Origin of the sequence: Metabacillus kandeliae (genome assembly GCF_021166585.1) — a bacterium.
In the GTDB taxonomy this organism is placed as follows: Bacteria; Bacillota; Bacilli; order Bacillales; family Bacillaceae; genus Metabacillus_B; species Metabacillus_B kandeliae.
The window spans coordinates 104,592-121,880 of the sequence record NZ_JAJOZE010000001.1; the positions used below are offsets into that span (position 1 = coordinate 104,592).

Sequence of the window (17,289 nt, forward strand, 5' to 3'; positions counted from 1 at the left end):
GCAAAACGGCTGAAATTGGGACACAGGGGGGAAGCATATGCGTTTTAGCGGAAAAACAGCGATCATTACCGGTGCAGGAAGCGGGATAGGAAAAGCTGCTGCCGGTAAACTGGCAGCAGAAGGAGCAGCCGTGATCCTGGCAGGAAGAACAATGGAAAAGCTTGAAGCAGCTGCAGAAGAGATTAATCAGCTGTATGAAGAACAGCGGGCATTTCCCTTCAAGGCAGATGTAACAAAGGAAGAAGATGTGAACCGCTTAGCAGAATTTGCATGGTCGATCGGACCTGCAGATATTTTGATTAACAATGCTGGCGGATCAAAGCAATCAAAAATATTGGAAACATCCATTGAGGACTGGGACAGCGTTCAGGCAGCCAATTTAAAAAGCGTGTTTCTTGTTTCAAAAATCATTGGAGCAAGAATGAAAGATACAGAAGTAGAAAGCGGAAGAGACAGAGCCATTGTGAATGTAGCCTCCCTCTCAGGATACAAGGCGGGAGCTCACATTCCGCACTATAGCGCTGCAAAAGCAGGCGTCATCAATTTGACAAGAGCGCTGGCACTTGAGCTGTCACCGTTTGGGATCAGGGCTAATTCTGTTTCACCCGGTTTTGTTGAAACACCGCTTACTGAGGCAGGACTGGAAAACCCGAAATTCACGGAAGCCATTAAGAGGAGCACGGCACTGAAACGGGTCGGAAAGCCTGAAGAAATTGCCAATATTATCGCTTTTGCGGCTTCAGCAGAAGCATCCTATATGACCGGGACAGATTTATTAGCAGATGGCGGCTGGCTGATTGTTTAATAAAGGACGATGTTAAAGCGAGAAAATTGATTTTTAAGCACCTGTTGATTGGAGCGGCAGGCGGGAGACTCCTGCGGGAGCAGCGGGACAGGTGAGACCCCACAGGCGCGAAGCGGCGAGGAGGCTCACCGCCCGCCCCGCGGAAAGCGGACGCCTGAAACGGAAATCAACAGCCCAATTTAACAGTGCCTAATAAAAACCTGAGGAGATGATCAAATGAGTGATTTGCTTGTTGAAAAAAACAACGGCGTCCTGATGCTCACGATGAACCGTCCGGAAAGCCTGAATGCCTTCAGTGAGGAAATGATTCTGGGATTGACCAATGCTTTGAAGCTTGCGCAAAGGGATGAGGAGATCCGGACAGTGGTCATCAGCGGTGCCGGCAGGTCCTTCAGTGCAGGGGGCGATGTGAAAACAATGGGGCAGGTATCGGGTGAGGAAGTTTTTGAGCATTTAGGCCACCTGAATGAGTGCATTTTGATGATGAAGCAGCTTGAAAAGCCTGTGATCGCAGCAGTGCATGGCTTTGCGGCAGGTGCAGCCTTTAATCTTGCACTTGCATCAGATCTGATCATTGCAGAAGAAAACAGCCAATTTGTGATGAGCTTTTCCAAAGTAGGCCTTATTTCCGACGGAGGCGGTCTTTATTTTCTTCCGAGAATTGTCGGGCCGTATCGTGCGAAGGAGCTGTTCTTTAGCGGCGAGCCGATTACAGCGGCTAAAGCACTGGAATACGGGATTGTCAGCCGTATTGTCCCGCTTGAAAGACTGAAAGACGAAGTGATCGCGTTTGCTGAAAAGATGGCAAGCGGACCAGCGAAGGCGATCGGCGCCATGAAAAAAATCATCGATCATTCTTCCTGCCAGACCCTTGAAGAAGTACTTGAGCAGGAAAGATTAACGCAAAGCCTTATGGTTGTAACGAAGGATCATCAGGAAGGTGTTCAAGCCTTTAAAGAAAAAAGATTGCCGCAGTTTCAGGGAAGATAAGGGGGAAGAATGATGAAAGCCATTATGCTTGAGGAATACGGGGGCCCTGAGGTGTTGAAGATTGTCGATTTAGATAAGCCGGAGCCTGGAGAAAAAGAGGTTATTATTAAAATAGAAGCAATCGGTGTGAATTATGCCGATACAGCGAGACGAGAAGGCAAGTATGTGATCGATACGCCGCTCCCTTTTGTTCCAGGGGCAGAAGTAGCCGGGATCATTGAGGAAACGGGAAGCGCAGCTTCAAGATTTTCAAAAGGAGACAGGGTTGTGACCCTCCTCGGTTCGGATTCTGCGACTGGCTATGCGGAATACACGGCAGCAGAGGAAAGAGGCCTGATCCCAATTCCTGACGGTGTCAGCTTTGAAGAAGCCGTAGCTCTTCCGCTGCAGGGATTAAGTGCCTATCATATTTTAAAATCGATGGGGCAGCTTGAAAAGGGAGAAACGGTGTTAATTCATGCGGCTGCAGGCGGTGTCGGCGGGATTGCCGTACAGCTTGCAAAGCTCTTCGGGGCAGGGAAAGTTATTGCCACAGCAAGCACAGATGAAAAGCTTGCCATTGCAAAAGAGCTTGGAGCAGATGTGCTGATCAATTACTCAAATGATGGCTGGGAAAAGGAAGTCCTAGCGGCCACTGGCCAAAAAGGGGTAGACCTTGCCCTTGAAATGGCTGGCGGAGAGGTTTTTCAGAAAACGCTTCAATGCCTTGCACCTTTCGGAAGACTGGTCATTTTCGGTGCAGCAAGCGGAGTTCAGCCGAAATTTTATCCGGGCACTTTAATGGGGAAAAACCAGTCGGTGATCGGCTTTTTCCTGCCCAATATGATGAGAAAGAAAGAATTGTTCAGCAAAAGCTTAAAGGAACTGCTTGCATTTGTAGAAAGCAAACAGCTCAAGCTGAACATCGGCGGTGTATATAAGCTCGAAGAAGCGAAAGAAGTGCACAGTCTGCTGCAGGGCAGAAAAACAAAAGGCAAGCTTGTTTTAATTCCATGATAAGGAGAGCGGCTATGGTATGTGCCTGCCGCTCTTGCTTTTTAGCAGAAAATAAATTGATTTCTCCCGGAAGGTTTTTTGTAATTCTTCGCGAAATTTTTGGAAAGCGCTTTCAAATAATGCAGGAAAGAGGGATGAAAATGATAAAAGATCATTTGCCGTATTTTCCGAAAAGAATTCCTGTCACACTGACTCTGCCAGAAACAACCCTTTACACGAATTTGGAAATCACAGCAAAAAGGTATCCGCACAAAAAGGCGATTTCTTACTATGGGTCCTCTATGACATTCAGTGAGCTGCTAAATGAAGTGGATGAGCTCGCAGGATACCTGCAGTATGATCTTCATGTGAAAAAGGGGGACAGAGTTCTTCTCTATATGCAAAACTCCCCTCAATTTATTATTGGCTATTATGCGATCCTCAGAGCAGATGCAGCTGTTGTGCCCATTAACCCCATGAATACGGCTGATGAGCTGTCCTTTTTTGTAAAGGACTGCGGCATCAGAAAAGCAGTAGCCGGCCAGGAACTGATCGGCAATATGATGCAGCTGGTGAAGGAAGGAACAATAGAAGATACAGTTGTCGCGGCTTATTCAGATTATGCTTCTGCCGAGCATATAATGGAACAGCCAGAGGCCGTAAGAGCAGAGCGGAAAGCATTTGATGATCGCGGTTTTCATTTATGGAAAGAGGCTTTAGCGGCAAAAAGGAGGCCTATGGAAGCTGCAGCAGGTCCTGACGATCTTGCCGTTCTTCCTTATACATCAGGCACGACCGGGCTGCCAAAAGGGTGCATGCATTCCCATAGAACCGTACAGGCCAATACATTCGGAGGGTACCACTGGCTGAATGCCACATCAGATGCAGTTTCACTTGCAACACTGCCGCTGTTTCACGTAACAGGCATGGTTCACAGCATGCATATCCCGATTCTTTCCGGTGCTGAAATGGTTGTCATGACAAGGTGGGACAGAGAGACGGCCAGGAAAACGATCAAGGAGAAAAAGGTTAATCACTGGGTCACCATCAGCACGATGCTCATTGACTTTTTAGCAAATCCAGAACTTAGAAGAGAAGATGTCAGCTCATTGATGTGCCTGGCAGGAGGAGGAGCGGCTCTTCCTGCGGCAGTTGGAGAAAAGCTCACACGCATGACTGGATTGAAATTCGTGGAAGGCTACGGGCTATCAGAAACCATTGCACAGACGCACTTTAATCCGGCAGACCGGCCGAAGCTGCAGTGTCTTGGTATTCCTTCCTTTGATGTGGACGCAAGAATCATTGACCCTGTGTCAGGGGAAGAGCTGCCAGCAGGAGCGGAAGGAGAAATTGTTGTGAACGGGCCGCAGGTTTTCCTCGGCTACTATAATCGCCCTGAAGAGAATGAACATTCATTTATCGAGCTTGAAGGAAAAAGGTTTTTCAGAACAGGCGATATCGGCAGACGCGATGAAGAAGGGTATTACTTTATGGTTGACCGGGTGAAAAGAATGATCAATGCTTCAGGCTTTAAGGTTTGGCCTACAGAGGTGGAAAGCCTGCTGTACAGGCACCCTGCTGTAGAACAGGCATGTGTTGTCGGCATTCCGGATGAAAGAAGGGGCGAAACCGTTAAAGCGTTCGTTGTTCTTTCAAAAGATGCACTGGGAACCTCTGAAGCTGAAATTATTGAATGGGCTAAAGGCGAAATGGCTGCCTACAAATATCCAAGAGTGATTGAATTCAGGGAATCATTGCCGATGACTTCAAGCGGCAAGCTGCTTTGGCGGAAGCTTCAGGAAGAAGAAAAGCAAAAAATCGGCGAGGTGATCAAATGACCCGTACTATTCAGACTGTAACTGGACCTATTGAAAGAGAAGAAATGGGAAAAACCTTGATCCATGAACATTTCGTTTTTGGCTATCCCGGTTTTCAGGGAGATGTCACACTGGGGGCCTTCAACGGAAAGGAAGCCTTTGATGCTGGAGTAACAGCAGCACTTCAAATGATGAGCTGCGGTGTTCAGACAGTTGTGGATCCAACTCCGAATGAATGCGGGCGAAATCCTGAACTCCTAAGAGAAATCTCTGATGCAACAGGTCTCCAAATCATTTGCGGCACAGGATTTTACTACGAAGGAGAGGGAGCAACCCCATATTTCAAATTCAGGCAGCAGCTGGGGACAGCAGAGGACGAAATTCTCGAAATGTTTCTGAAGGAGCTGAAGGACGGGATTGCAGGGACAGGCATCAAGCCGGCTATTATCAAAACAGCATCAAGCAAAGGGGAGATCACCCCTTATGAAGAAATGTTTTTTAAAATGGCAGCGAAAGCACAGAGGCAAACAGGTGCAGTTATCATGACTCATACCCAGGAAGGAACAATGGGGCCAGAGCAGGCAAAACTGCTTATAGAGAACGGAGCAGATCCGAAGAAGATCGTGATCGGCCATATGTGCGGCAACACGGATCCTTACTATCATAAAAGAGTGCTGGAAACTGGCGCATGGATCGCTTTTGACCGCTTCGGCCTTCAGGGGATGGTTGGCGCACCAAATGATTCTGAGCGGATCACCACTTTGGCAGCACTTCTTGAAGAAGGTTACGCAGACCAAATCATGCTGTCGCATGACACCGTTAATTTCTGGATGGGAAGGCCGCTGAAGCTGCCGCCGCCTCTGGAAAAAATAATGGAAAACTGGCATCCGTCCCACCTGTTTGAAGCTATCCTTCCAGCACTGAGAGAACAGGGAGTCAGCCATGAAGTGATTGACAGAATGCTGGTGGAAAATCCGGCGCGCCTGTTTTTTCAGGAATCTTCTGTAGAGGTGTAGGAGGTAGAGTAGAAAACGGAGATTTTGCAGTACTCGCATGGGGGCAAAACAGCGATTGGACAGTAAACTGGTCAACTTGGACAGTAAGCGGGCCAAACCGGACAGTTAACAAGCAGAATCCGCAAGTTAACTTGCTGGAATGGACAGTTAAGAGTGAAAACTGGACAGTAAATAGTCTGGAAGCAGAATCACTGTAAGAGATAGCAGTACAAAATTGAATTTTGCTAAGACAGAGCTGATTTTTATTAAAAGCTCTGTTAAATTGGCTGCTGATTTCCGTTTCAGGCGTCCGCTTTCTGCGGGGCAGTGAGCCTTCCCTTCAAAGTTTTCAAAACGAGATCGCCTTACCTAATAAAAACGCTCAGCACAAGTTGCTGAGCGTTTATTTAATCGTATCAGTATTTATAAAATGCCACTCATCCATAGAAAGGAAAATCGCCTTCTCACGGCTGATCGTCTTATGCTTGTCGGGGCTGAACAAGCGGCTTGCGCTTTTCTACATTGTCCAGCTCCAGCGCCTAGCCCCTCGAGACGCTTCGAAAAATCCCAAAAAGTCTAAGACCGGACTTTTCGGGATTTTCCTCCAGCGCTTGTCGGGGCTGAACAGGCGCTTCCGCTTTTCTGCATTGTCCAGCTCCAGCCGCTAGCCCCTCGAGGTCATAAGCCGCTCATCCAGGGAAAGGAAAGACCGCCTTTCCCCGGCTGATCGTCTTATGCTTGTCGGGGCTGAACAAGCGGCTTCCGCTTTTCTGGTCAAAAAGAAAATAAATCAGTCGATAAGTACCGTTCTCCTGTGTCACAGGCGATGCAGACTACTGTATCAGAAGGGGATAGCCGCTTGGCTACTTCAATGGCAGCATAGCAGGCAGCACCTGATGATGGCCCGACAAGAATGCCTTCTTCCTTCGCAAGCCTTCTGGCAATCGTATAGGCATCTTCATCTTCGATTTTGAAGATCTCGTCATAAACCTCCTGATTAAGGATAGACGGAATAAATCCCGGGCTTGTGCCGACGAGCTTATGCTTGCCTGGTTTTCCGCCAGAAAGGACTGGAGAGCCTGCCGGTTCCACAACATGAACAGTGCAGTCCTTGTAATGTTTTTTCAATTCTTCCCCTGTGCCCGTTATAGTGCCGCCAGTACCGGAGGCAGCAACAAAAGCACTCAGAGATCTGCCGATGGAATCCATTGCTTCGATAATTTCCGGTGCCGTTCCGCTTCTGTGGGCATTCGGGTTTGAAGCATTTTCAAATTGCATCGGAATGTAGCTGTTCGGGATTTCCTTCGCAAGTTCTTCTGCTTTTTTGATGGCTCCGGGCATTTTGTCCTCGCCAGGTGTCAGGACGACCTCTGCACCATATGCCTTCAACAGGTTTATTCTTTCCTGCGACATTGTATCAGGCATCACAATGATCGCTTTATATCCTCTTGCGGACGCGTTCATCGCAAGTCCAATTCCAGTGTTTCCGCTCGTTGGTTCGATGATCACAGAGCCTTCCTTCAGAAGCCCGGCTTCTTCAGCATCTGCGATCATTTGAAAAGCAGCCCTGTCTTTTACGCTTTTGCTCGGATTGAAAAATTCGAGCTTCAGATAAATCGCTGCCGCATTTTCCGGCTGCAGCCTGTTTAATTTAATTAGTGGAGTATTTCCGATTAACTCAGATATGTTATGGGCAAATTCCATTTCCCTCAACCTTTCTTGTCAGCCTTTTAGATCAAATGATGTCCATTATTTATCATAACAAATTCTTCTGATTGAATACTAATGGAAGAAACCGTCTTTTCTCAGACAGCATTCTTATGGAAAAGAGCGTATAATAAATGAAAGCGCCAGCAAGTTGAGTTTACTTACAGGAGGATTTTCAGTCATGCAGCAGACACATTATTTTTTTGCTATTAGAATTCCTTATGGGATCAGTCAAAACATGCAGGCCGAGCTGAAAAGGGACAACCTGTCCTTTAAAAACTGGGTTCATCCAGCAGATTATCATATTACCCTGGCATTTCTCGGAAACCCTCCATCAGACAGCATTCTGAATGAGCTTGCCGCCAAGCTGAAAAAAGAAAAATGGGAGATGCCTTTTTCTCTTAGCATAAAAGGAACGGGAACTTTCGGACCTGAACAAAAGCCAAGAATCTTCTGGGCCGGCACAGAACACTCAGAAGAGCTTATGGTGCTCCAAAATAAAGTATACAAAGCCAGTCTTGAAGCTGGATTTCAATTAGACAAAAAACCTTTCTGCCCTCATATCACATTAGCAAGAAAGTGGGCATCAGAAAAAAATTTTAAAGAAACATTTCGCCAACCTGCCGATATAAAGGGAGATGACTATGTATTCGATGCCAATGACTTTCAGCTTCTGAAAACAAACATGGAACAGACGCCCAAATATGAAACAGTGGAGCTCTTTTCTCTGGAGAGGAGCTGAGAACTTATGCGGGCAATAAAAATTGCCGGCCAGATTCTTCTTTTGTTTAGTTTCTCACTGGGAGGAACGTTTCTGCAGCAGCTGCTGCATCTTCCGCTTCCAGGAAGCATCATTGGCATGGTTTTATTGTTTTTCCTCTTGAAGCTTCGTGTTTTAAAGCCTTCCTGGCTGAAAGAAGGCTCCGGCTTCCTTTTGAAGCATTTAACGTTATTATTCATTCCTGCTACAGCAGGGGTTGTTCAATATTTAAATCTTTTCCAGGGCAAGGGGCTTATAAGTCTCGCCATTGTTCTTGCAAGCTCAGTTTTGGTTTTTCTCTCAAGCGTTATTGTTTACAGCCTGCTGTCAGCCAGATCTCTTCTCAAAGATACAAGCGGGAAAAAGGAGGCTGAATTGTGATGCTTTCAGCAGGGGCAGCCTTCATTGGAACAATTGCCGTTTATATTCTTGCGAAAAAGGTTTATACAGCATTAAAATGGGCTTTTCTTGTTCCTGTTGCAACGAGCACAGCTGTCATTGTTCTTGTCCTAACTGCCACAAGGACAAGCTACCAGGTGTATATGAGCGGGGCAAAATGGATTGATCTTTTTCTTGGACCTGCTGTATGCGCACTTGCCTTTCCGCTTTATGACCAATGGGAAACGCTGAAAAAGCAGTTTGCAGCCATATTTGCCGGAGTATTTTCAGGGGCAGTTATTGGAATTCTTAGCGGTCTGTACTTGTCCATTTGGTTTCATTTAGATCAGGATATGCTCCGCTCTTTGCTGTCAAAGTCGGTGACAAGTCCTGTTTCAATGGACATTGCGAGGCTCATTCACGGCATTCCATCCCTTGCAGCAGTCTATGTGATGGCGGCCGGGATTTCAGGAAGCATTTTCGGTCCTTTCCTTCTTAGAAAACTGCGTGTGATGGATGAAGGAGCAATCGGCATTGCCATGGGCTCAAGCGCGCATGGCATCGGAACAGCAAAAGCGCTTGAATATGGAGAAGAGGCAGGGGCAGTCAGTTCTGTAGCGATGACCCTAAGTGCTGTATTCGCTTCGATTTTATGCCCCATTGCCGTTTCTTTCATTTTAAGGGGGTAAAAAAAATGGCGCAGCTCATTAAAATATATGATTGCATTTCCAGGTACGAAACTGATCCATACCGGTATCCAGGCCAATATATCCGAATGAAAAAACAGCAGTGGCTTTTGCTTCATGATGCCTGGAAAGCCAATCAGTTTGATTCATTTCTCAAGCAATATAACCAGCAGAAAGCGCCTGTTGAAGAAGAAAAAACAACGCTGTTCAGCAAGTTAAAAGAGAAATTGAAAAAAAACAGCAGTGAAGGTTCAGGCGTGATGGATATTCCGCCTCTGATTCCCGAAGCTGTGAAAGAAGAAGAATTTGAAATGCAGTTTGTCTCAGCTCCTCGCGGAGAAGAAGAGCTAAAACAGGCATTTCTTGATAAAATTTATCAGTTTCAGCTGAAATGGGCGAGTTCCACGCTCTGGCAAAAATCAGAGCTTGACCGATCCTTATTCCGCAGTAAAGAATTGAAGTTTTTTCTTCAGAGATTTCCAGATCAATATCTTTTCATGTACAAGCCGGTGCTGAAGGTTAAACAGGCTGTAACCGAATTGGACTTGATTTTTATTCTGCCTTCTGAAATCCTGTGCATAACGCTTCTGAAAGGCACTGAGAATTCTGTTTTCATTGGGGACGGAGGGCATTTTTGGGTTGAAAAAGAAATGAAACTGGAGAAGAAGGTGCTGAACCCATTGATCAGCCTGAACCGGACGGGGAGCATCATTTCTCAGATCAGAGAATCGAAAGAGGTTGAACTGCCTGTCAGAAAGCTATTAATCTCTGAAAAAAGCTACATTGATTTAGCATCAAACCCTTACGGCGTTGATGTCATCGATAAACGCAGTTTTACGAATTGGTTTTATCAGCTTCGGGGTGCCGCATCGCCTGTCAAGCATGCACAGCTGAAGGCTGCGAGAGCCATTTTTGATTATACGGTATCGGATTCCTACTCCAGAAGTGAATGGGCAGCATCAGAGGAGTAGGGAAACAAAACAGTTACTGAAATGAAGCTATTGGGAGAACGAGATGAACGGAATTGTATTAATTGTAAATCCTGTTTCAGGAAATGGAAAAGCAATGAAGGCTTTTCAAAAAACGAGCAGGTACTTAACGAAGAAAAACATATCATTCCGTTCCTTTTTTACGGAATACAGAGGACATGCCGAAGTGATTGCAAGGCAAGTTGCCGCTGTACAGAATTACCGGCTGGAAACTGTCATTGGAATCGGAGGGGACGGAACCATCCACGAAATCATCAACGGCCTCAGCAGCTATCCTTCAATAAAAATTGGATTTATACCGGCTGGAACAGGAAACGATTTCAGAAGGGGCTTTAGGCTGCCTGCAGGTACTTTGAATTGCCTGAATAGAATTCTGTCTGTGCAATCAGATAAGGTGGATGCCGGCGAATACTTTCTGGAAAAACAGAACAGCCGCTTTTTTATTAACAGCATGGGTGCAGGATTTGATGCCTGTGTGGCAGCACATGCGGGCAGCATGAAGGCGAAAAAATGGCTGAATGCCTGCGGGCTTGGCTTTCTTATTTATCCCGCTGCGCTTATAAAAGTTTTAGGCTCCTATCAGCCTGTCCGGATGAAGATGGAAGTTGACGATCACAAAATGGAATTTGGGCACGTGTGGTTTGCGGCGATCTCCAATCAGCCTTATTATGGAGGCGGGATGAAGATTGCTCCAGATGCGGATCCGAAGAATGGAACATTAACCGTAACGGTCGTCCACAGCCTTTCCAAACTAAAATTGCTGTTAGTTTTTATAACGGTTTTTTTCGGAAAGCATACGCTGTTAAAAGAAGTGGAAGTATTTTCAGGAACAGCCATTGCCATTGAAACCGATCGGCCGGTCCCTGTTCATGCAGATGGGGAAGCTTGCGGAACAGTACCGGTCAAAATCAATCTCTGTCCCCGAAAAGTACGGATCATTGCATAACGCTGTTTTAATAAATTGCGATCCTCTTGACAGTTTTATCACCGCCGCTTTGCAGTTAAACTGCACCATTCAAGAAAACAGCACTACATAAAAAGATTTAATGGCTCCTTTTTAGGATAAAATATTCAGCTATAGGGGAAATAACTGCTGGGGAGGAAGACACATGCTGACGGTTGAAAGGTCTTTTGATGCTTATCTTGATGACTTTCATACGATTACAATCTTGCTTCCAAAGGAAAATATCCATACCTTTATGAGGATATTCCATCTCGTTGATCAGGCCGGCAAGCGGCCTTTAAAAATACGGGAAATGTACGAAATCGACAGGTACCACAAATGCATTTGCGATGTGGAAGGCGACATTGCTCTGGGGCAGGTTTATTTAGTGGAAGATGCCTCAGGAACAGCTGCAGATCTTCAGATAGGAGCTGTGATCAGGACACCGGAATTTGACAGGCAGTATGCCTTCTCCGGAGAGCTTGGCCCGATTTTTAAAGAAGATGGGATACAGTGTGTTTTATGGGCCCCTACAGCAACAGAGGTTATTATAAAGCTTGTTTTAGATGGTCAGAGTCTGACTTTTTCAATGGAACGCGGCGAAAAAGGCAGCTGGCGGATCCTTTTAGACAGCAAGTACGCAGGCTGCTCCTACACGTACCTTGTGTTTGTTAACCGCTCATGGAGGGAAACTGTTGATCCATATGCAAAAGCAGTCACCATGAACGGCGGTATGGGTGTCCTGCTGAATCCATCCAGTTTAGACGTAGAAAAAGTGGCGGCTCCATTTTTAAATCATCCTGCAGATGCGATCATCTATGAACTGCACATCAGAGATTTTTCTGTTCATGATAACAGCGGAATGAAGCACAAAGGGAAGTACAAGGCATTTACAGAAAATAACACCTCAACTGATAAAGGGTATTCTACGGGGATTTCTTATTTGAAAGAGCTTGGCATCACTCACCTTGAGCTCTTGCCGTTTAATGATTTCGGCGGAATCGATGAACGCAACCCGAAGCAATATAATTGGGGTTATAATCCCGTTCACTTTAATGCTCCTGAAGGAAGCTATTCTACTGATCCGAATGACCCTAAGGCCCGGATACTTGAATTGAAGGAAGCCATTCAAAGTATTCATCAGAGCGGCCTCAAGGTGATGATGGACGCTGTTTATAATCATGTTTACCTGCATGAAGAATCCTCTTTTGAAAAAATTGTGCCGGGGTATTATTTCAGAATGGATGAATTCGGCTATCCATCTAACGGAACAGGCGTCGGCAACGATATTGCCTCAGAACGGGCTATGGTGAGGAAATTCATTTTGGATTCCGTTAAGTACTGGATAGAGGAGTACGACATTGACGGCATCCGCTTTGATTTAATGGGAATTTTGGATGTGGAGACTATGCTTCAGGTGCGTGATCTTGCGAAAAGCCTAAAAGAGGATGTTCTGCTGATCGGGGAAGGCTGGGATCTTGCGACACCTCTTCCAACTGACCGGAAAGCAACCATATCCAATGCTGGAAAGATGAAAGGCATCGCTTTTTTTAATGATCAATTCAGAGATTCCATCAAAGGCAGCAGTTTCCTGGAACATGATGCAGGGTTCGCACTGGGCAACCCGCACAAGAAGCATGATGCCGCAGGTGCGATGAAAGGAAAGGTTCAATACAACCTTGAATCGCCTGTGTTTGTAAAGGATCCGGCACAGTCTGTTAATTATGTGGAATGCCATGACAATTACACCTTTTGGGATAAAATGTCGATCACCGTACCCCATCAAACGGAAAACAACAAAAGAAAGCTGCAGCTGCTGGCAGCGTCGATTGTGCTGCTTTCTCAGGGGATCCCATTCTGGCATGCAGGTCAGGAATTTTTCAGGCATAAAAATGGTATTGAAAACAGCTACAATGCCAGTGATGAAATAAACAGGCTTGATTGGAATTTGAGAGAAATCTACTATAAAGAAGCAGAGTATGTTAAAACTGTTATATCAGTAAGAAAAAGCCATGGAGCATTCCGGCTGAACAGTTCAGATGAAATAAGCCGCCATATAGAGGAATGGGCAGCAGGCGAGAGTTCCATTGCTTATTGGATCAAGGATGCCGCAAATTACGGCGATGAGGAGAACCTTCTTATTATTCATAAAGCAAATGAAGAGGAAGAAGCCGTCCATTTGCCGAAGGCTGGAGAATGGAAAGTCAAATTAACACCCTTTGATACACCAGCTCCTGCCATCAGCTTAGATCAGGTGCAATTAAATCAAATCGGAACGTATGTTTTAAGTCTTTAGTCCTTTGTCGGTTTTCCTTGACGAAATTTGCCTGATGACGATAAAATTTAAAAGATGGCTATTCAACGCTGATTGTCATTGAGCAGCTGTCTTTTTTATTATATCAGAGTTAATAAGTGTACTTAGGTAGCTAATTTTCTGAAGTTGATTTGTCCAGCTCCAGCGCCTAGCCCCTCGAGTCGCTTCGCAAACTCCCAAAAAGTCTAAGACCGGACTTTTAGGGATTTTACTCCAGGGCTTGTCGGGGCTGTTCAAGGCGCTTGCGCTTTTCTAATTTTGCAGTCTTGTCCGGATTGCCTTTTTCAGGCTTTTTCAAGCCGTATAAAAAGCAATGCAGACAAGCCTGGGAAAAGCAGGTTTCTGCGTCCTATAAATTGCAGTGGAATCAGCAACAAAAATATTTAGATGAAATGATGGGTTGACATTGAATGTAACTTGGTTAGAACATCTGCTTGGCGAAGAGTGGGAAATCTTTCCTGCAGGCGGTGCTACTGGAGATGCTTATTACGCAAAGCAAAATGACCAAAAGCTTTTCTTAAAACGAAATAGTTCTCCCTTTCTGGCCGTTCTTTCTGCAGAAGGGATTGTACCGAAGCTTCTCTGGACAAAGCGGATGGAAAACGGGGACGTCATTACAGCCCAGCACTGGCTGAACGGCAGGGAATTAAAGCCAAAGGACATGGGCGTTAACCGCGTTGCAAGACTCCTCAGCAAAATCCATCGTTCACGGGAACTTCTTGATATGCTGAAGAGGCTGGGCAAACAGGCATTAACACCTTGTTCAATTGTTCAGGATATCGAGCGGACAATTGAATTTGAAAAATTAGAGCTTCCTGTTTTTAAAGAAGCCCTTATTTTTCTGAAAAAAGAACTGCCGAACGTCCAGTTTGATGAGAAAGTTGTCTGCCATTGCGATGTGAATCATAATAATTGGCTTCTTTCTGAAGCGGATCAGCTGTATCTTATTGATTGGGACGGCGCTATGATTGCAGATCCTGCAATAGATATTGGCATGCTGCTCTACTCCTACATTCCGGAGGATCAATGGGAAGAGTGGATTCTGAATTACGGAATGGCCATGACGCCTTCTCTGGAGCGCAGAATGTTCTGGTACGTACTGGCTCAAACAATTGTTTCCATCCTTTTTAACAGGGCAAGAAACAATTTAAAGGAAACCAATGAAGGGCTGGAAAACCTGAAAGCTTTGCTTGGCAGACGGCAGTAAAGTATTTTCAGGAGAACGAATCAATGTCACTCAGCCATTGGGTAAGGTTATCCTTTTGTGATGCAATGTGATCGTTTAATACAGGCGCATTAATGCCGTTATGGCTGTAGGAATAAATATTCTGAAGAACTGACTTTAAATTTTGGTCTATTTGGGTATTTGCCATAAGTGATTTGACGAGTCTTTCTACTTGCTCGCATTCTGCAGATGTGCCGCAGCAATCATCACAGTGCTCTGCCAGAATATCCTTGAGCAGGCTTACTTGGTTTTGATAATTTAAAGGCATTTGCCGCTCATCCTTTCATTTGCACTTATACAATTTATATTTCGGCCCTAAAAAAGGGTATACCATTAAAGTGTTCAGATCCCCTTAATTTATGTAGGGAATTGGCCTGCAGAGGGAACCTTCCGTCATATTATTATGCAGTGAAAGCCGGCCTGAAGTTTTGGCCGGTTCTTTCGTTTTTTTTGCTGCAGCAATCATTATTTAATCGAGGTGCATTTATGCGTGTAAGAAACAAGCCGTGGGCAAGTGATTTTCTGAAGTCTCATCCAGACATTGCCATTCAGGATCCTGCCGCTCATAAAGGAAAATGGAAAGAGCTGTTTGGAAATGATCATCCCATCCACATTGAAGTCGGTTCTGGCAAAGGCCGGTTCATGGCAGGAATGGCGAAACAAAATCCAGACACTAACTATATAGCTATTGAGTTATTTCAAAGTGTAATTATCGATGTTCTTCAAAAAGTGCTTGATGAGGAACTCCCGAATTTGAAAATTTTAAACGTGAACGCAGAGGATTTAAGAGATTATTTCGATTACGGGGAAATTGACCGTGTTTACTTGAATTTTTCAGATCCCTGGCCTAAGAACCGGCATGAAAAACGGAGGCTGACCTTTAAAACCTTTTTAAGCATCTATGAGGATATTCTGATAAAAGGCGGAGAAGTTCATTTTAAAACAGATAATCAAGGGCTTTTTGAATATTCGCTGCAAAGTTTTTCCGCTTACGGAATGCTCCTCAAGTTTGTAAGCCTTGATCTGCACAACAGTTCATACGAAGGCAATGTCATGACAGAGTATGAAGAAAAATTTTCTAAGCTTGGGCAAAGAATATACCGCTCTGAAGCAAAGTTTCAAACTGAATAGCAGGTGAAAAGCCAGTCCGTAAAAAGGCTGGCTTTTACTATTTCCTTGAGCATAAGCTAAATACGGGCCAGTTCAGCCAGAGATCTTAGGACTTTTCTGATCTTCTCAAAATCTCCTTAAGCTTGTATGATGAAAGGGAAGGGAGATGGGATAAATGGAAACGCTATCAATAGGGGATATTACTTGCACCTGGCTTGACGGAGGTGTCACGCATCTTGACGGAGGAGCCATGTTCGGAGTGGTGCCGAGGGCGCTGTGGACAAAGAAATATCCGGTAAATGACAAAAATCAAATTGAGCTCAGAACAGATCCAATCCTTCTTCAAAAGGACGGAATGAACCTGCTTGTGGAATCTGGCATAGGAAACGGAAGGCTGTCGGAAAAGCAAAGAAGGAATTATGGCGTAACAGAGGAGTCAAGAATAGTTGAGTCTCTTGCAGAGCTTGGTCTAAAGCCGGAGGATATCCATTTTGTGCTGATGACACATTTGCATTTTGACCATGTCACAGGATTAACGGCTGAAGCAGACGGCAGCCTTGTTTCACTTTTCCCGAATGCGAAGATCATCACAAGCCAAATTGAATGGGATGAAATGCGGAATCCAAATATCCGTTCTAAAAATACATATTGGAAAGAAAACTGGGAAGCCATTCAGGAACAGGTGATGCCGTTTGAAAATAAGACGGAAATCATTCCGGGAATTTCCATGCACCATACTGGAGGGCATAGTGACGGACACAGCATTATTGTTTTAAAGGACAAAGGGGAAACAGCTGTCCATATGGCTGATTTAATGCCGACTCATGCCCATCAAAACGCGCTTTGGGTTCTGGCTTTTGACGACTATCCAATGACATCCATCGAACATAAGCAAAAATGGCAGGCATATGCAAAAGAGCAGGATGCCTGGTATATTTTTTACCATGACGCCTCTTACAGAGCCCTTAAATGGAACGATGAAGGTGAAATAAAGGAAAAAGTTGAAAGAAACGGAAACAAGTAAGCAGCAAAAGAAAGACGGCCTTCAGCTGAAAGGCCGTCTTTCCTCTACTGCGCAATCCGGTTAATCTCAAGCAAAGTGCCTGTTTCTGCTTCCACAAGTGCTTCATACTGTTCAAGCTGGTTTTCTACAGTTCGTGTAACACCTGTACGATAAATTTTATGAGTGGTTTCTCCAACCGTATACTCTTCAGGCACGGTATAAATCCAGGAACCGTCAATGGGACCTTTTTTCTTAAATTCCTTTTTGACAATCTGAAGTACTTTTTCAGACGAGAGGTATGAGGAAGCAAGCTTATTTTTAAAAAGGTAAACTGCTGCGATGCCAATCCCTGCTCCGATAATCAAATTCCGCCATTTCATTTTTCCTGTTTCCTCCTCAAGATTCAAATAATCCTGCTTGTTTTTCCATTACCCGATTTTTTCCCCGGATAGACTTTACCGGATATGCGTATCCTTTGCTGATGGTGCTTTTTTTAATCTTTTCAGGTCGATCAGTCCTTCCTCCTGAGTATACTAAACTGGCCTTTTCTTGTTAAGCCGGGATAGAGCACTGGAAAGCAGTTCAAAGATTC

Annotated in this window: 17 protein-coding genes; 14 read left to right on the forward strand and 3 right to left on the reverse strand. The window is 45.0% G+C overall.

Features of this window, described 5'->3' with window-relative positions:
• The first annotated feature begins 37 nt into the window (after positions 1 to 37).
• The 5 genes from LRR81_RS00555 (at position 38) to LRR81_RS00575 (ending at position 5,603) form a co-directional block, all read left to right on the forward strand.
• A complete protein-coding gene (locus LRR81_RS00555; RefSeq protein WP_231787351.1) occupies positions 38 to 805 on the forward strand; it encodes an SDR family NAD(P)-dependent oxidoreductase in 768 nt (255 codons plus the stop codon).
• Positions 806 to 1,021: 216 nt separating this feature from the next.
• A complete protein-coding gene (locus LRR81_RS00560; protein ID WP_231787352.1) occupies positions 1,022 to 1,795 on the forward strand; it encodes an enoyl-CoA hydratase/isomerase family protein in 774 nt (257 codons plus the stop codon).
• Positions 1,796 to 1,807: 12 nt separating this feature from the next.
• Positions 1,808 to 2,791, forward strand: a complete 984-nt coding sequence (locus tag LRR81_RS00565; RefSeq protein ID WP_231787353.1) for a quinone oxidoreductase family protein — start codon at positions 1,808 to 1,810, stop codon at positions 2,789 to 2,791.
• A 140-nt stretch (positions 2,792 to 2,931) separates the two neighbouring features.
• Positions 2,932 to 4,608 carry a long-chain fatty acid--CoA ligase gene (locus LRR81_RS00570; protein WP_231787354.1) on the forward strand — a complete coding sequence of 559 codons (1,677 nt, stop codon included), beginning with the start codon at positions 2,932 to 2,934 and terminating at the stop codon, positions 4,606 to 4,608.
• The gene (locus LRR81_RS00575) at positions 4,605 to 5,603 is read left to right on the forward strand and encodes a phosphotriesterase family protein (RefSeq protein ID WP_231787355.1); all 999 of its coding nucleotides are present in this window, start codon (positions 4,605 to 4,607) and stop codon (positions 5,601 to 5,603) included. Before LRR81_RS00570 ends, LRR81_RS00575 begins: the two co-directional genes overlap by 4 nt.
• Positions 5,604 to 6,356: 753 nt before the next feature.
• Here LRR81_RS00575 and cysK read toward each other — a convergent pair.
• Positions 6,357 to 7,286: a cysteine synthase A gene (gene cysK, locus LRR81_RS00580; protein WP_231787356.1), complete on the reverse strand. Its 930-nt coding sequence runs from the start codon at positions 7,284 to 7,286 to the stop codon at positions 6,357 to 6,359.
• Between the two features lie 184 nt (positions 7,287 to 7,470).
• Here cysK and thpR point away from each other — a divergent pair, with 184 nt between their 5' ends.
• The 7 genes from thpR (at position 7,471) to LRR81_RS00615 (ending at position 14,566) form a co-directional block, all read left to right on the forward strand.
• Positions 7,471 to 8,031, forward strand: a complete 561-nt coding sequence (gene thpR, locus LRR81_RS00585) for an RNA 2',3'-cyclic phosphodiesterase (RefSeq protein ID WP_231787357.1) — start codon at positions 7,471 to 7,473, stop codon at positions 8,029 to 8,031.
• 6 nt (positions 8,032 to 8,037) lie between these two features.
• On the forward strand, positions 8,038 to 8,430 hold the full coding sequence (locus tag LRR81_RS00590; protein WP_231787358.1) for a CidA/LrgA family protein: 393 nt from the start codon (positions 8,038 to 8,040) through the stop codon (positions 8,428 to 8,430).
• Positions 8,430 to 9,116: an LrgB family protein gene (locus tag LRR81_RS00595; protein ID WP_231788572.1), complete on the forward strand. Its 687-nt coding sequence runs from the start codon at positions 8,430 to 8,432 to the stop codon at positions 9,114 to 9,116. The genes LRR81_RS00590 and LRR81_RS00595 overlap by 1 nt, the downstream gene beginning before the upstream one ends.
• Before the next feature lie 5 nt (positions 9,117 to 9,121).
• Positions 9,122 to 10,084 (forward strand): NERD domain-containing protein, encoded by a 963-nt coding sequence (locus tag LRR81_RS00600; RefSeq protein WP_231787359.1) that lies wholly within the window; start codon positions 9,122 to 9,124, stop codon positions 10,082 to 10,084.
• A gap of 43 nt (positions 10,085 to 10,127) precedes the next feature.
• Complete coding sequence (locus tag LRR81_RS00605) at positions 10,128 to 11,048, forward strand: diacylglycerol/lipid kinase family protein (RefSeq protein WP_231787360.1); 921 nt, start codon at positions 10,128 to 10,130, stop codon at positions 11,046 to 11,048.
• A gap of 163 nt (positions 11,049 to 11,211) precedes the next feature.
• Positions 11,212 to 13,341 (forward strand): type I pullulanase, encoded by a 2,130-nt coding sequence (pulA, locus tag LRR81_RS00610; protein WP_231787361.1) that lies wholly within the window; start codon positions 11,212 to 11,214, stop codon positions 13,339 to 13,341.
• Between the two features lie 418 nt (positions 13,342 to 13,759).
• Entirely contained in the window at positions 13,760 to 14,566 is an 807-nt protein-coding gene (locus LRR81_RS00615; RefSeq protein ID WP_231787362.1) for a phosphotransferase family protein, read from the forward strand.
• A 7-nt stretch (positions 14,567 to 14,573) separates the two neighbouring features.
• On the opposite strand, the gene LRR81_RS00620 is transcribed toward LRR81_RS00615, so the two are convergent.
• On the reverse strand, positions 14,574 to 14,852 hold the full coding sequence (locus tag LRR81_RS00620; protein ID WP_231787363.1) for a YtzH-like family protein: 279 nt from the start codon (positions 14,850 to 14,852) through the stop codon (positions 14,574 to 14,576).
• Between the two features lie 218 nt (positions 14,853 to 15,070).
• On the opposite strand from LRR81_RS00620, the gene trmB reads away from it, so the two are divergent.
• Both trmB and LRR81_RS00630 read left to right on the forward strand, forming a co-directional pair.
• Positions 15,071 to 15,715 (forward strand): tRNA (guanosine(46)-N7)-methyltransferase TrmB, encoded by a 645-nt coding sequence (gene trmB / locus LRR81_RS00625; protein WP_231787364.1) that lies wholly within the window; start codon positions 15,071 to 15,073, stop codon positions 15,713 to 15,715.
• Positions 15,716 to 15,869: 154 nt separating this feature from the next.
• The gene (locus LRR81_RS00630) at positions 15,870 to 16,718 is read left to right on the forward strand and encodes a YtnP family quorum-quenching lactonase (RefSeq protein ID WP_231787365.1); all 849 of its coding nucleotides are present in this window, start codon (positions 15,870 to 15,872) and stop codon (positions 16,716 to 16,718) included.
• A gap of 44 nt (positions 16,719 to 16,762) precedes the next feature.
• On the opposite strand, the gene LRR81_RS00635 is transcribed toward LRR81_RS00630, so the two are convergent.
• Positions 16,763 to 17,077: a hypothetical protein gene (locus LRR81_RS00635; protein ID WP_231787366.1), complete on the reverse strand. Its 315-nt coding sequence runs from the start codon at positions 17,075 to 17,077 to the stop codon at positions 16,763 to 16,765.
• Positions 17,078 to 17,289: the final 212 nt, after the last annotated feature.